Annotated in this window: 14 protein-coding genes; 6 read left to right on the top strand and 8 right to left on the bottom strand. The window is 66.2% G+C overall.

Going from position 1 to position 14,676, the window contains the following annotated elements; all coding sequences use genetic code 11:
* Window positions 1-9: 9 nt before the first annotated feature.
* From lptE to ACUXVX_RS02720, 3 genes are all read right to left on the bottom strand, one after another.
* Window positions 10-492: an LPS assembly lipoprotein LptE gene (lptE, locus tag ACUXVX_RS02730; RefSeq protein WP_222496031.1), complete on the bottom strand. Its 483-nt coding sequence runs from the start codon at window positions 490-492 to the stop codon at window positions 10-12.
* On the bottom strand, window positions 479-3,025 hold the full coding sequence (leuS, locus tag ACUXVX_RS02725; protein ID WP_446310267.1) for a leucine--tRNA ligase: 2,547 nt from the start codon (window positions 3,023-3,025) through the stop codon (window positions 479-481). The genes lptE and leuS overlap by 14 nt, the downstream gene beginning before the upstream one ends.
* Before the next feature lie 153 nt (window positions 3,026-3,178).
* Window positions 3,179-3,718, bottom strand: a complete 540-nt coding sequence (locus ACUXVX_RS02720) for a DUF3576 domain-containing protein (RefSeq protein ID WP_222496033.1) — start codon at window positions 3,716-3,718, stop codon at window positions 3,179-3,181.
* A 248-nt stretch (window positions 3,719-3,966) separates the two neighbouring features.
* Here ACUXVX_RS02720 and ACUXVX_RS02715 point away from each other — a divergent pair, with 248 nt between their 5' ends.
* The 4 genes from ACUXVX_RS02715 (at window position 3,967) to ACUXVX_RS02700 (ending at window position 8,915) form a co-directional block, all read left to right on the top strand.
* Complete coding sequence (locus ACUXVX_RS02715) at window positions 3,967-5,001, top strand: porin (RefSeq protein ID WP_446310266.1); 1,035 nt, start codon at window positions 3,967-3,969, stop codon at window positions 4,999-5,001.
* Between the two features lie 133 nt (window positions 5,002-5,134).
* Window positions 5,135-6,625, top strand: coding sequence for a tetratricopeptide repeat-containing sulfotransferase family protein (locus ACUXVX_RS02710; RefSeq protein WP_446310265.1), 1,491 nt, complete (start codon window positions 5,135-5,137; stop codon window positions 6,623-6,625).
* A complete protein-coding gene (locus tag ACUXVX_RS02705) occupies window positions 6,615-7,277 on the top strand; it encodes a YggS family pyridoxal phosphate-dependent enzyme (RefSeq protein WP_446310264.1) in 663 nt (220 codons plus the stop codon). The genes ACUXVX_RS02710 and ACUXVX_RS02705 overlap by 11 nt, the downstream gene beginning before the upstream one ends.
* Window positions 7,278-7,472: 195 nt before the next feature.
* Window positions 7,473-8,915, top strand: coding sequence for a sulfotransferase (locus ACUXVX_RS02700; protein ID WP_446310263.1), 1,443 nt, complete (start codon window positions 7,473-7,475; stop codon window positions 8,913-8,915).
* A gap of 3 nt (window positions 8,916-8,918) precedes the next feature.
* Here ACUXVX_RS02700 and ACUXVX_RS02695 read toward each other — a convergent pair whose 3' ends face one another.
* The 3 genes from ACUXVX_RS02695 to ribA are packed head-to-tail and all read right to left on the bottom strand — an operon-like array spanning window position 8,919 to window position 10,905.
* Complete coding sequence (locus ACUXVX_RS02695; protein WP_446311496.1) at window positions 8,919-9,404, bottom strand: L,D-transpeptidase family protein; 486 nt, start codon at window positions 9,402-9,404, stop codon at window positions 8,919-8,921.
* Complete coding sequence (locus ACUXVX_RS02690) at window positions 9,404-9,829, bottom strand: hypothetical protein (RefSeq protein ID WP_446310262.1); 426 nt, start codon at window positions 9,827-9,829, stop codon at window positions 9,404-9,406. Before ACUXVX_RS02690 ends, ACUXVX_RS02695 begins: the two co-directional genes overlap by 1 nt.
* Complete coding sequence (ribA, locus tag ACUXVX_RS02685) at window positions 9,826-10,905, bottom strand: GTP cyclohydrolase II (protein ID WP_446310261.1); 1,080 nt, start codon at window positions 10,903-10,905, stop codon at window positions 9,826-9,828. The genes ACUXVX_RS02690 and ribA overlap by 4 nt, the downstream gene beginning before the upstream one ends.
* 163 nt (window positions 10,906-11,068) lie before the next feature.
* On the opposite strand from ribA, the gene ACUXVX_RS02680 reads away from it, so the two are divergent.
* Window positions 11,069-11,755: a response regulator transcription factor gene (locus ACUXVX_RS02680; protein ID WP_222471200.1), complete on the top strand. Its 687-nt coding sequence runs from the start codon at window positions 11,069-11,071 to the stop codon at window positions 11,753-11,755.
* A gap of 123 nt (window positions 11,756-11,878) precedes the next feature.
* Here the strand turns inward: ACUXVX_RS02680 and rlmH are convergent, their stop codons facing one another.
* The gene (gene rlmH / locus ACUXVX_RS02675) at window positions 11,879-12,349 is read right to left on the bottom strand and encodes a 23S rRNA (pseudouridine(1915)-N(3))-methyltransferase RlmH (protein ID WP_446310260.1); all 471 of its coding nucleotides are present in this window, start codon (window positions 12,347-12,349) and stop codon (window positions 11,879-11,881) included.
* Window positions 12,350-12,356: 7 nt separating this feature from the next.
* A complete protein-coding gene (gene rsfS, locus ACUXVX_RS02670; RefSeq protein WP_410000896.1) occupies window positions 12,357-12,677 on the bottom strand; it encodes a ribosome silencing factor in 321 nt (106 codons plus the stop codon).
* 273 nt (window positions 12,678-12,950) lie between these two features.
* Here rsfS and ACUXVX_RS02665 point away from each other — a divergent pair, with 273 nt between their 5' ends.
* Window positions 12,951-14,522, top strand: coding sequence for a hypothetical protein (locus tag ACUXVX_RS02665; RefSeq protein WP_446310259.1), 1,572 nt, complete (start codon window positions 12,951-12,953; stop codon window positions 14,520-14,522).
* The last annotated feature ends 154 nt before the right edge of the window (window positions 14,523-14,676 follow it).

The raw sequence follows: 14,676 nt of genomic DNA, 5'->3' as shown, positions 1-14,676 counted from the left end.
GCCCGGCGTTCACGGCAGGAAGGTTTCGGCGGTGGCCAGCAGGTGGGTGACGGCCTGATCGGCGAGAATCACCATCAGCCGCGCCTCGGCATCGCGCGAGGCGGTGGAGGTGGCGACGGTGGTACCGGTGGCCGAATAGCTGGTGAAGCTGTTGGTCCGCCCGGTGGAGAGCACGGCGCCGGTGGTGGTGTCGGTCACCTGATAGGTCACCTCGCCGACGATGTTGTAGCGCTGGGTCTCCTGATCGGCGGTGATCGCCAGCCCCTCGCGGCGGGTGTCGATGGTATAGTCGAGCCGCATCGGCCCGGCGGCGGTGCGGCCGAGCCGGTTTTCGACGCGGGAGACGAAATCGAACTCATTCTCGGTGGTCGGCTCGGCGATCTCGACCTGACCGTGCAGCGTGTCACCCGGCCCGCCGGGGCCGTAGAGCGGCGCGAAGCCGCAGGAGGCGAGCAGGGCGCACCCGCCGATGAGGGCGCTACGCCACCACATTCACGATCCGTCCCGGCACCACGATCACCTTCTTCGGGGCCGCACCATCGAGCGCCCGCTGCACAGCTTCTTCAGCCAGCGCCAGCTTTTCAACCTCTGCCTTGTCCATGTCCTTGGGCACGCTGATCTCCGCCCGGCGTTTGCCGTTCACCTGAATCGGCAGGGTGACGGTATCTTCAACCAACAGGGCCGGGTCGGCCTTGGGCCATGCGGCCTCGGTGATCAGGCCTTCGCGGCCCAGCATGTGCCAGAGTTCCTCGGCCAGATGCGGGGTCATCGGCGCCATCAGTTGGGCCATGGTCGCCATCGCCTCTTTCTTGGCCGCGCCGCCCGCCTTGGATTTGGAGAGCGTGTTGGTGAAGGCATAGAGCTTGGCGATGGAGGTGTTGAAGGCAAAGCTCTCCACCCCTTCGGTCACATCCGCGATGGTGCGGTGCAGGGCCTTTTGCAGGGCGGCGTCTTCATCGTTGGCCGGGGAATCGCTGGCGGCGATCTCATCGGCCATGCGCCAAACACGGGCGAGATGGCGGTTGGCCGCCTCGGCCCCAGAGGCTGTCCACTCCACATCACGCTCGGGCGGGCTGTCGGACAGCACGAACCAGCGGGCGGTGTCAGCGCCGTAGCCCTCAATGATGTTCAACGGGTCGACCACGTTGTTCTTGGATTTCGACATCTTGGCGGAAGGGATCACCTCCACCGCCGTGCCATCCTTCAGCGCCGCGCCATTCTCGCCCACCACCACATCCTCGGGGTAATGATAGACCGGGCGGCCATTGGCATCCTTCGTCTGGTAGATCGCGTGGGTCACCATGCCTTGGGTGAAGAGCGCGTTGAACGGCTCCTTGCTCTTCTCCGGCAGGTGGCCGGTGGCATTCATCGCGCGGGCGAAGAAGCGGGAGTAGAGCAGGTGCAGGATCGCGTGCTCGATGCCGCCGACGTATTGGTCGACGTTCATCCAGTAGTCGGCATCTTCGCGCACCGTCGGCGTTTCGGCGCGGGGGGCGGTGAAACGGGCGAAATACCACGACGAATCGACGAAGGTATCCATCGTGTCGGTCTCGCGCTTGGCAGGCGCGCCGCAGCTCGGGCAAGCGCAGTCGCGCCACGTGGGGTGGCGGTCCAGCGGGTTGCCCGGCGTGTCGAAGGACACATCGTAGGGCAGCTCGATGGGCAGGTTCTCTTTCTTCTCCGGCACCACGCCACATTTTTCGCAATGCACCACGGGAATCGGGCAGCCCCAGTAGCGCTGGCGGCTCAGGCCCCAGTCGCGCAGGCGAAATTTGGTAACGCCCTCGCCCCAACCGGCGGCCTCGGCAAAGGCGATGGTGGCGTCGATCGCCTCCTGCCCGGTGGCTTCATCCAGCCCGGCGAAGTGGTTGACCCACTTCACCTTCTGTTCTTTCGGCGGGGTGAAGGCCTCGGCCTGCACCGGCTGCGGATCGTCCAGAGCAAAGAAGGTGTCCACCACCGCCAGGTCGTACTTTCGGCAGAAATCGAGGTCCCGCTGGTCGTGCGCCGGGCAGCCGAAGATCGCGCCGGTGCCGTAGTCCATCAGGATGAAGTTTGCGATCCAGACCGGCAGCTCCCAAGACGGGTCCAGCGGGTGGCGCACCTTCAGCCCGGTGTCGAAGCCCTTTTTCTCAGCCGTCTCCAGCTCTTCGGCGGTGGTGCCGCCCTTGGCGCATTCGGCGCGGAAGGCGGCGACCTCCGGGTTGCTCTCGGCCAGTTCCTTGGCCAGCGGATGATCAGGCGAGATGCCAACAAAGCTAGCGCCCATCAGCGTGTCGGGCCGAGTGGTATAGACTGTCACCGGCTCGCCGCCTTCGACGCGCTCGAAGCTGAACTGCAGGCCGCGCGACTTACCGATCCAGTTGGACTGCATCAGCCGCACCTTTTCGGGCCAATCCTCCAGCCCGTCCAGCGCCTCCAGCAGCTCTTCCGACATGTCGGAGATCTTGAAGAACCATTGCGTCAGCTCGCGGCGCTCGACCTCGGCGCCCGAGCGCCAGCCCTTGCCGTCGATCACCTGCTCGTTGGCGAGCACCGTCATGTCGACGGGGTCCCAGTTGACGGTGGCATTGCGGCGGGTGACGAAACCGGCCTCCAGCATGTCGAGGAAGAGCGCCTGCTGCTGGCCATAGTATTCAACGTCGCAGGTGGCGAACATGCGCGACCAATCCAGCGAGAGGCCGAGCGGCTTCATCTGATCGACCATGGTTTCGATGTTGCCGTAGGTCCAGTCCTTTGGATGGCCGTTCGAGTTCATCGCGGCGTTTTCGGCGGGCATACCGAAGGCATCAAAGCCCATCGGGTGCAGCACGTTGAAACCCTGCGCGCGCTTGTAACGGGCAACTACATCACCCAGCGAGTAGTTGCGGACGTGGCCCATGTGGATGCGCCCCGAAGGATAGGGGAACATCTCGAGCACGTAATACTTGGGGCGGCTCTCGTCGCGCTCCGCCTTGAAGGTCTCGGCGTCATCCCACGCCTTCTGCCAGCGGGGTTCGATCTCGGACGGGGTGAAACGGGTCATGGCGGTCCTGCGGGTCGTGCAATTTGTCCCGGCGTGTTTACGGCGGGCGCGGCGCAGGGTCCAGCGGGTTGGAAGATACGAGGGGTCGCCCCCCACGCTGCTGGCGGGCGGGACCTTGGGTCAGACTGCGTGGTGGGGGCTACCCGACCGCTCTTACAGGTTGGTGTCCTGAATGCGGAGCTGGCGGGCGCGGGTAAGGATGGCATCCTCGACTGCGCGCACGGTATCGGCGCTCACCGGGCCGGAGCGCGACTGCAGCGCCACCTTCAGCGAGCGGGCATCGAGCGCCGGGTCCTGCACATAGACAGTCGCGCGGTACGGGCGCCCGCCGCCGGGAGGGGTGCCGTAGCCATAGACGATGACACCGGTGAAGGGATCGACCGTCTGGATCGGCATGAAGTTGAGAACTTCAAGCGAGGCGCGCCAGATATACTTGTTCACCTCGACGGTGATGTTGGGGTCGTCGTTGTTGCCGAAGAGATCCCAGATCGTCGACTGGCGAACCTTGCCTTTATATAGAGTGCGGCCCTGGGCGTCGGTCTCGACTTGCCGGGGCGCATTGCGGATCGTGCTCGAGCCACCGCCGGAACTGCCGCCAAAACTCGCGCCAACCCGGTTGCTCACACCACACGAGGCCAGCACCAGAACAAGCGCCGACATTCCTGCTGCCCGAAGTCCCTTCCGGAAGGTCATTGAAAACTGCCCCTCTCACCCTTTTTTGCTTGTCTATCCGAGCGGCTCCAGCCCCACAAGGCTTTTTGGCCCGAGGCGCCCCCCGAGGCGCCAGATGACTCACTGTGGCAGACATGCACCATATCTTACAGAGTCCCCGACGGGCTTTTCGGCATTATTGCAATCAATCAGCGAAAGAGCGAAACACCCTGCCATACCCAATGTGGATTCCCCGCGTTGGGCTGACCTTTGATAACGAGGGAAACACGATGAAAAAGGTTCTTCTCACTTCGACCGCGCTGGTCGCCTTCGCTGGCGCCGCGTCGGCAGAAGTTTCCATCACCGGCTCCGCCGAGATGGGTATTTTCGGCGGCACTGGCGTCGAAACTCAGTTCTTCCAGGATCTGGACGTCACCTTCACCATGTCCGGTGAAACCGACGGCGGCCTGACCTTCGGCGCGTCGATCGATCTCGACGAAGCCCAGGACAGCCTGTCCACGACGCCGGCCGGTGTGTGCGTCAGCCCCGGCACCTCGCTGGACTGCACCAACGACGCTCTGGATGACGTGACTGAAGACGGCGGCGCGTCGATCTTCATCTCCGGCTCCTTCGGCACCGTGACCATGGGTGACACCGACGGCGCCATGGACTGGGCCCTGACCGACGCCGGCAACATCGGCAACCCGGGCTCGATCGCTGACGACGAGACCTCGCACGCTGGTTACCTCGGCGCCTACCTGGACGGCACCTACGACGGCCAGATCGTTCGCTACGACAACACCTTCGGTGACTTCGGCGTCGCCATCTCCGTCGAGATGGACGAAACCGGCACTCTCGACACCGGCTACGCTCTCGGCTTCAAGTACAACGCTGAGCTCGGCGGCCTGGACCTGGCCCTCGGCCTTGGTTACCAGTCGGTTGACGGCAACGCCGGCGCCATCAAGGGTGCTGCTGTGGAAGATGCCATCGGCTTCTCCGCCGTCACCACCTTCGACAACGGCCTGTCGGCTGGCATCGAGTACACCCAGTTCGGCGGCTTCGCCGGCGGCGACGACGTGACGCACTTTGGTATCGGCCTCGGCTACGCCGTGGATGCCTTCTCGGCTCACGTGAACTACGGTCAGTTCTCTTCTGACGATGCGCTCTTCAACGTCGCTGGCGGCGGTGACGACATCACTGGTTGGGGCCTGGCCCTCGGCTACGACCTCGGCGGCGGCGCTTCGGTTCTGGCCGGCTACGGTTCGTCCGACAACGGCGTTGCGACCACCGACACCTGGTCGCTGGGTCTGTCGATGTCCTTCTAAGGACACCGATAACGGTACAAGGGAAGAGCGGGCTTAGGCCCGCTCTTTTCTTTTTGGGGCCGCCGGTTTTGCCCCCTGCGCATTCGGGATTGCCTGTGTTAGCAACAGACACAGAGCAGACGAGAGAGCAGAAATGGCCGCACCGCTGACCCCCGCCCAGATCCCCGCCGCCTATCGGCAGGGCGTCGAGCTGGCGAAGGCGGGCAAGCTGCGCGAGGCCGTTGGCCTCTTCACCCAGATCACCCGGCTGCGCCCCAATATGGCCGAACCGCATTGGCAGATCGGCCGGATCGCCGCGAAGATCGGCGACTTTCGCACTGCAGTGGACTCGCTCGACAGGGCGCAAAAGCTCAAACCGAAGGAGCTTGTTGTGCTGCGCGATTTTGCCGTCGCCCTCTCCTCCTTCGGCGATACTGCGCGCGAGATAGAGGTGCTCCGCCGCATCCTTGCCCTGAAGGCCAATGATTTCGAGGCCCGCAGCGCCCTCGCTATCGCACTGCAATACATGGGGGATTTCGAAGAGGCGGAATCGCAGCTCAGGCGCTGCATCGCTCTGCAACCCAAGAACGGGGTCACATGGCGGCTGCTGGCCTCGGGCCGCAAGCTGAAGGCGGGCGACCCAGTGATCGGAGAGATGGAAAAACTCTATCGCGACAAGTCGCTTTACCCGCGCCACCGCGCCAACCTCGATTTTGCCCTCGCCAAGGCGCATGAGGACGTGAAGGACTATGCCCCAGTGATGAAACACCTGAAGCGGGGCAACGACGAGCTGGCAAAGATCGCTCCCTACGACCCCGCCGTACGTGACGCTGAAGTGGCGGGCCTCAAGGCGGCATTCGAGGGGATCGACTTTACTACCACCGCGCTGGATCCCGATCCGGGTTATGCGCCGGTGTTCGTCACCGGCATTCCGCGCTCCGGCACCACGCTTGCCGAGCAGATCGTGGGTGCGCACAGCAAGGCCACCGCCATCGGCGAGGCGCGCGAATTCAACCTTGCGGTACGGCAGTTTCTCGGGCGTCCGGATGGCGGGTTTCGCCCGCTTGCCGAGCTCTCGACCGATGATCTGGCCGCGATGCGCAAGCGGGCCGAGGAGCTGACCCGGCGGCGCTTCAGCTTTGGGGAGGTCTGTGTCGACAAGTCGGTGCAGAGCTGGCACTACATTGGCCTGATCCGCCTCATCATGCCCAATGCCCGGGTGATCGTGATGCAGCGCGACCCGCGCGACAACCTGCTCTCGATCTACAAGAACGTGTTCTCGGAAGGCACCCACAAATACGCCTATCGCTTTGAGCACATGGTGCATTACCTGAAATCGCACCGCGAGATGATGGACTTCTGGCACGAGAAGGCGCCGGGGCTCTTCACCGAAATGCGCTACGAGGCGCTGGTGGGCGACCCGGAGGTGGAGGCGCGGCGGCTGGTGGAGGCCGCGGGGCTGGAGTGGGAGGATCAATGCCTCGAATTCTACGCCCAGAAGCAGCGGGTGAGCACGCTCTCGGTGGCGCAGGTGCGTCAGCCGATCTACCAGAGCTCGACCCGCGCGTGGGAACGCTATGGAGATGACATCAAGCCGTTGATCGACGCGCTTGAGAAGGAAGGATTGCTGCCGGATGGGGCTTGAAGAAATCAGGAGCCGGGTGGCCAAGGCCGCCGCTGAGGCCGGACGGGCGGCGGAAGACGTGCGGCTCATTGCCGTGTCGAAGGTGCAGCCCGATGCGCGGGTCGAGGCCGTGCTGGGTGAGGGGCATCGCTGTTTTGGCGAGAACCGGGTGCAAGAGGCACAGGGCAAGTGGCCTGAATTTCGCGAGCGTTTCGAGGGTGTTGACCTGCACTTGATCGGCCCGCTGCAAAGCAACAAGGCCCGCGTGGCGATGGAGCTGTTCGACGCGATCCACACGGTTGACCGGCCCAAGATTGCCACCACCATCGCGCGGCTGGCCGATGAGATGGGGCGGTGCCCTGACCTGTTCATTCAGGTGAACACCGGGGAGGAGCCGCAGAAGGCGGGGTGTCTGCCGTCGGAGGTCGATGGCTTTGTGGCCGAGTGCCGGGGCCTCTCGCTGCCGGTGAAAGGGCTGATGTGCATCCCCCCGGTCGAGGAGGAGCCGAGCCTGCACTTTGCCCTGCTCGCCAAGTTTGCAGCGCGTAACGGTCTCACCGGCCTCAGCATGGGCATGAGCGCCGACTTCGAGCGGGCGATTGCATTGGGGGCGACTCACGTGCGCGTTGGCTCCGCGATTTTCGGCGAACGGGTGCCTGCGGCGAAAGCCTGAGCTGCTCAATTTTTGCGCGAACTGGCTGGTCCAACGGCAACATCTCCGCGGTAGTGCACAGCGCGGCACCCCTAAGGCGCGCCACCGCACAGAGTTGATTCACAAACAGTTTATTTGAACCAAACGGTTCGGTTCAGGGTGGCTATCCACTCAACTCACAGGCTTATTGGCCTTGGGGAGGGGTGGAGATGAGATATGCCCACCTTTCGAATGAACGACATTCCAGCCGTGTTTCGCCGCGCTCGCCAGCTTCAGGCCGATGGCCAGCTGGGGGAGGCCTGCGCGCTCTATGAGGATATCGTCGCGCTGCGCCCGCAGACGGCGGAGGCGCATTACGAGATCGGGCGCATAAGGCACCGCACCGGCGACCTTGGCACCGCGCTCAAGGCGCTCGACCTCGCGCGCAAGCATCGCCCCGGCGAGCCGGCCGTGCTGATCGAGCGGGCGCAGGTGCTCTCGGATGCAGGCCAGATCGACGCGGCGATTGACGCGCATCGCGAGGTGCAGCGGGTGGTGCCCGGCGCCGTTGGCCCGCATGTGGAGATCGGACTGCTCGAGCAACGCGCCGGGCGGCGCGACCGGGCGGAGGCGGCCTTTACGGCGGCGCAGGCGCTTCGGCCGCAGGATGGCGAGCTTTACCGCCTGCGGATGAGCGCCCATCGCTCAGAGCCGGGCGACCCGTTGATTGAGGAGATGCGCGGCCTGTATCGCAGCGGGCAGGCCAGCGGCACCACGCGGGCCAGCCTGTGCTTTGCCCTCGCCGGGGCGCTGGAGCAATCCGGCGCGGAGCCGGGCGAGGTCTGGCGCTATCTCGAAGAGGGCAATGCGCTGACCCGGGCGCGCTTTCCCTACGACCGCGCGGCGCGGGAGGCCGAGGACAAGGCCCACATCAAGGCCATTGCCGCCCTGCCCCGCCTGCCCCGCCCTGATACCGAAGGCTTTCATCCGGTTTTCGTGACCGGAATGCCGCGCTCCGGCACCACGCTGGTGGAGCAGATGCTGGCGAGCCATCCCGAGGTGACCGGCGGCGGTGAGATGGCGGTGGTCGGGCCCACGTTGCGCTCGGTTCTGGCGGGCAGCGCCGCGCCGCAGGGCTTTGGCCCGGCGCTCGAGGCCGCCATGCGCCGCCGCGCCTGCTTTGACCGGGTGATCACCGACAAGTCGATCCAGGGCTACCGCAACATCGGCGCGCTCGCGGCGCTTCTGCCGGGCGCACCGATTCTGGTGATCCACCGAGATCCCCGCGATCAGCTTTTCTCGATCTTCCGGCAGGTCTTTCGCGAGGGGCGGCACCGCTATGCCTATGGGCTGGAGGACCTCGTGCATGCCTACAAGGCCTATCGCGCGATGGTGGACCATTGGCGCGAGGCCGCGCCGGGGGCGTTCACCGAGGTCAGCTACGAGCGACTCGTGGCCGAGCCCGAGCCGCAGGCCCGCAGGATCGTCGAGGCCGCCGGGTTGGCGTGGGATCCGCAGGTGATGGCCTTTCACGAAAACCGGCGCGATGTGCGGACTTTGTCGCAATCGCAGGTCCGCGAGCCGCTCAACGCGCGGTCAATCGGCGCTTGGAAGCGCTACGAGGCCCAGCTTGCCCCGATGCTGGAGACGCTGGAAGCCGAGGGGCTGCTGCCCGAATAACGGCTAACAACGGCTGTCGATTTGCAGCGGTGTGCCGGGCGCGGCGCGGGCGGCGATCCATTCGATATGGGCGGGCGCGAAGGCGAGGCAGCCCTCGGTCGGGTGGCCGCGCTTGCGCCAGCGGTGCAGGAAGATCGCCGAGCCTGCGCCGGGCGTGGCGGGCACGTTCCAATCGGTGGTGAGCACGATGTCATAGAGCGGATCGGCGCGGCGCATCTTCTCGTGGCTGGGCGCGTAGGGGGCTTTCACCAAGCTGTTGTAAGCCGGGTCATCCGGTGCGTCGGACCAGAGGTCACGCAACCCGATGGGGATGGCCCAGGGCGCGGGCGGCGGCACCCGGTCGGGGCGGTAGTGGCAGGCGACGATATGGTGCAGGCCAGTGGGCGTGGCCCCGTCACCCTCGCGCTTTTCACCACTGATCCCGCCGCGCCCGACAACCGTGGGCAGGAGCCGCCCCGCAAAGAGCAGCCCGCGCGGGGTGAGCCGCATCACGGGTAGGCGCCGTGGACCGCGAGCGCGGTGGCACTGACCGGGCTGGTGAGCTGGATCGAGACCGCCAACTCATGCGGCCCCAGTCTGAACCACCGCCCGCCGGTGGGCGGCTGCACCGCAGCGCCGATGGGCGGCGGGTTCATCTCTTCGCGCAGGAAGGGCAGGGCATCGAGCGCGGGGGCGAGGGTTTGCAGCGTCAGCGGCCGCGGAAAACGCCCGATCAGCAGGCCGCCGAACCGGGCGCTGGGGCCGGGGCTGCGCAGCTCGAACTCCGCAAAATGGCCCGCGCCCGCCGCCTCGAAGCCGATCCATGCGCTGCTCTGCTGGGTGCGGCGAAGCGGCTGGCCCAGCATCGCCTCGACCTCGGCCTGCGAGAAATCCTCCAGACGGGCGGCGGCCCTGAGGAAGGGTGTGATCTTCATAGCAGATGCCCCGATTTGGCGGCCTTGGTGGCGAGATAGGCCTCGTTCTGCGGGGTCAGCCCCACCTTCAGCGGCACCCGTTCCACCACCTTGATGCCGCGCGCTTCCATCATGGCAATCTTGGCGGGGTTGTTCGTCATCAGCCGCACCTGCCCCACACCCATCTTGCCCAAGAGCGCTGCGCCAATGCGAAAATCGCGCTCGTCATCCTCGAAGCCGAGCCGGTGGTTGGCCTCGACAGTGTCGAACCCCTGATCCTGCAACGAATAGGCCCGCATCTTGTTGGCGAGGCCAATCCCTCGTCCCTCTTGATTGAGGTAAAGCAGCAGCCCGCCGCCCGCCGCGCCCATCGCCTCCAGCGCGGCATGGAGCTGGGGGCCGCAATCGCACTTGAGCGAGCCGAGCACATCGCCGGTGAAGCAGGCCGAATGCAGGCGGGTGAGCACCGGCCCATCGCGGTCGGGGCGGCCGACCTCGACCACATAATGCTCTTCGCTGCCATCGCCGGGGCGGAACACATGCAGCCGCCCGGCACCGGCAAGATGCATCGGCAGCCGCGCCGAGACCGCCTCGGCAAAGGGGGCAAGCTCGCCGCTGGGCGTGTCGGTGATCCGGGTCAGCCCGGCGGGGGCCGCGCCGGTGAGCGGGGCCACCAGAACGGCGGGCAGCAGCCGGGCCTCCTTGGCCAGCCGGATGCCCGCGCGGGCAACCTCGGGGCAGCCCTCGGCCCCACGCAGCGCGTTGAACGGGCCTTTCATCGGGGTGGCAAGGTCGCGCGCCGGGTCGGCCGTGGCCGCCGCCCAAGCTGCCGCGCCCTCGGCGGGCAGGCGCAGGCGCGCCATGTCGCCATCATAGGCGCGGGCCTTCAGGGTTTCGGCCCGGCGGGCGGTGATGGCAAGATAGGCCCCCGCCCCCGACGCCAAATCCACCAGCGCCCCGACCCGCTCGGGCGCGGCCCCCTCGGCGGCCAGAACCAGCGCCTGATCCGCCCCGCAGCCCAGCACAACAGGCAACCCGAGCCGCAGATCGGCACGGGCGCGGGCGCGCATCTCATCAGGGGTAGGCAGGAGGCTCATGCCGAAAACCTATGCGGAACTTGCAGCACATCTAGTGGGTTTTCGTAGGAATATGAAACATTTCCGCCCTCCCGCACACGGTTGCGTGAGCGATTTGCAGCAAATCTTGTCGCTCCCGTGCCCCGTTCACACATCCGAGAGAGCAGAAGAAAGGAGGCTCCCCATGGCCAACCTGAAGAAAATACTCCTCGTCGACGACGATGAAGACCTGCGCGAGGCGCTGAGCGAGCAGCTCGTGATGACTGAAGACTTCGACGTGTTCGAGGCCGGAGACGGCCACGGCGCGATGGAGAAAGCGAAAAACGCGATCTATGATCTCGTGATCCTCGACGTGGCGCTGCCCGATACCGATGGCCGCGAGCTGTGCAAGCTGATGCGCAAGCAGGGGGTGAAATGCCCGATCCTGATGCTCACCGGCCAGGACAGCGACGCCGACACCATCCTCGGCCTCGATGCCGGGGCGAATGATTACGTGACCAAGCCGTTCAAATTCCCGGTTCTGCTGGCCCGCATCCGTGCCCAGCTACGCCAGCATGAGCAGAGCGAGGACGCGGTGTTCCAGCTCGGGCCGTATACCTTCAAGCCTTCGATGAAGATGCTGGTGGATGACGCCGAGAAGAAGATTCGCCTCACCGAGAAAGAGACGAACATCCTCAAGTTCCTCTACCGGGCGAGCGAGGGCGTGGTGCCGCGCGATATCCTGCTGCACGAGGTCTGGGGCTACAACGCGGGGGTGACAACTCACACGCTGGAGACCCACATCTATCGCCTGCGCCAGAAGATCGAGCCCGATCCCTCCAACGCGCGCCTTCTGGTGACCGAGAGCGGCGGCTATCGGCTGGTCGCCTGACAACATCCCTCCGTGGCCGGGGTACTTGGCCACACCTCCCTGTTGGACTGGCCCGGGTTAACGCCCGGGCCTTTTTTAATGGAAGTGGTCGCGCAAAGGGCAGCGAACTGGGCGAGGCCCGGCCTACACGCGGTGGTAGGGTGTGCCTGCGAGGATCGCCGTGGCGCGGTAGAGCTGCTCGGCCAGCATCACCCGGGCCAGCATATGCGGCCAGACCATCTTGCCGAAACTGAGGGTAAAATCGGCCTCGGCCACCAGCGCCGGGTCCAGCCCGTCGGCGCCGCCGATCATCAGGGCCACCTCCGGGCGGCCGGTATCGCGCCATTTGCCAAGCTGGTCGGCAAAGCCGGGCGACGAAAGCACCTTGCCGCGCTCGTCCATCGCCACCACCACGGCCCCGCTGGGCAGGGCGCGGCGCAGCAGCTCGGCCTCGGCGGGTTTTCCGCCGCCGCGCTTGTCTTCCAGCTCCACCACAGTGGCCGGGCCAAGCCCCAGACCGCGACCGGTTTTTCCGGCGCGGTCGAGATAATCATCAATCAGGGATTTCTCCGGGCTGGCGCGGAGCCGCCCGATGGCGAGAATGGTCAGCTTCAAGGCGGTGTCAGGCGGTCGCGGTGACCGGCTGCCACATCTTCTCGAGCTGGTAAAAGTCGCGGACCTCGGGGCGGAACACGTGAACGATCACGTCGCCCGTGTCGATCAGCACCCAGTCGCCCGCATCCTTGCCCTCGACCTTGCACTGCGTGCCGAAGTCCTGCTTGAGACGGTCCACCAGCTTTTCGGAGATCGCAGCCACCTGGCGGGTGGAGCGGCCCGAGCAGATCACCATGTGATCGGCAATGGTCGACTTTCCGGCGAGGTCGATCGTCACGATCTCCTCGGCCTTGTCGTCTTCAAGCGATTTGAGGATATGCGCGAGCAGGGCCGTGCCGCCTTGGTCGCTGCTGTGTGCCCCTGCGAGGGGCGCGTTGCCTGCCGTGTGCTGGACGGCGGCCTCCGAGGAGTGAGACAGGAGATGGTCCTCCGTGGCTGCGCGCCTGCAATGCCCCGGCGCCGGGCGTGCCACAAAGGTAACACCGGCCACGCCCTGCTTCAATGTTTCATGACACTGCGTAACGCCTCTGTCGCACCGCTGCACGCCGCGCGGGCCGCTCCGCGCTTGCCGCCCCCGCCGCCCGGTGGCACCTTCGGCCCGATGACAGAGCTCAGCGCCTTTGCCCCGCTCACCCCGGCGGAAGAGAAACTGCTCACCACCTGCGCCGGTCCGGAGCGGGTGACGCTGGGCGAGGGGGCTCTTCCCGGCGAGGAGGCGGGCGAGGATGTAACGGTGCGCGCCGCCCTGCTGCGCGAGTTGCTGCTTGGGCTCTATGAGCATCCGCTGAACCCCAAGGGCCTGCGCCTGCGCGGGGCGCGGATCACCGGCACGCTGGACTTGCAGGGCACCGATTGCAGCCAGGATATCACCCTCTCCGCCTGCCGGATCGAGGGCGAGATGAATCTCGTGAACGCCTCGCTGCGCGGGCTGCACCTGCAGGGCTGCTGGGTGAAGGCCATCACCGCCGACAACGCCCGCTTCAGCGGCTCGGTCTACCTGCGGGGCGAGAGCCATGTGGCGGGCGAAATCGGGCTGGCCGGGGCGCGGATCGGGGGCGATCTGCAACTCTGCGGCGTCACCATCGATGGCGGCGGGCAGGATGCGGTCTTCGCCCCCTCGCTCCGGGTCGAAGGCTCGGCCTTTCTCGGCAACTACCCCTACGCCGAGGGCGAAACCACGCTGACCTGCCACGGCATGCTGTTCTTCTCCTCCGCCCGGATCGACCATGACTGCTTCATCACCAACTGCGCGGTGGATCTGCCCGAAGAGCCGCTCGGGCACGAGGCCTTTGGCGCCACCGAGGAGCACGGCTCCGATATCGCCGTCTCGCTCGCCCGCGCCCGCGTTGGCGGCATCCTCTATTTCCAGCACAACGAGATCGGCCGGGTCGTCAACCTCGCCGGGGCCGAGGTGGCGCGGTTCAAGGACGAGCCCTCCGGGCAGGGCGCGAGCTATCCGCTGCGTCTCGACGGCTTCCGCTATTCTGACTTCTCGCGCCACGCCGACACCCGACCGACCGAACGCCTGAGCTGGCTGGCGCGGCGGCCCGAGGAGCTGAACTTCAACGCGCAGCCCTACGAGCAACTCGCCCATGTGCTGGGCCGGATGGGCCACCGCAGCGATGCCCAGACGGTGCTGATGGTGAAGGAGCGGCTGCTGCGGGCCGAAAACCGCAGGCTCCGGGCCGAAACCTCGGGCTACGGGCCGCGCTGGCTGATGATGTGGCTCTCCGACATGGTGCTGCGCTTCACCGTGGGCTACGGCTACCGCCCTGGCCGCTCGGTGGCCTTTGCCGTGGTGCTCATCGCCGGGCTGGCCGCCTTCTATCAGGCCACGTGGAACGCGGGCGACATGACGCCGAATGCCGCGCCGATCCTCACCTCACAGCCCTGGATCGCCGCGACCGAGAGCCACCCCGAGGGCCCCGGCGCCTTCTGGAGCCAGCCGGGGCAGGCCGGGCAGGACTGGGAGACCTTTTCCTCCCTCGCCTATGCCGCCGATCTGGTGATTCCGCTGGTGAACTTCGGGCAGGAAGACGCATGGGCCCCCTCAACCTCGCGCTCCCCGCTGGGGCGCCTCGGCTGGGGGCTGCGCTGGCTCGCCAAGGGCATCGGCTGGATCGTCACGGCGCTGGCCGCCGCCGCCCTCACCGGCGTCATCCGCCGCGACTGACCGCGAGAAAATCGCGCGCCCTTGAGACCGGGACAATTTAATTAAAATTGCCCGCACCCGCCCTTCATCTTGGTTCAAATATCTCCACGGGGGTGTGGGGGTGTGAAACCCCTACTCAGGACTCGTGGGTGTGGGGGTGTGAAACCCCCACCGC

The sequence above is a fragment of the Vannielia sp. SX4 genome (assembly GCF_052828525.1).
Note: the sequence above shows the minus strand (reverse complement) of the source record. Positions and strands in the feature narration are given on the sequence as shown.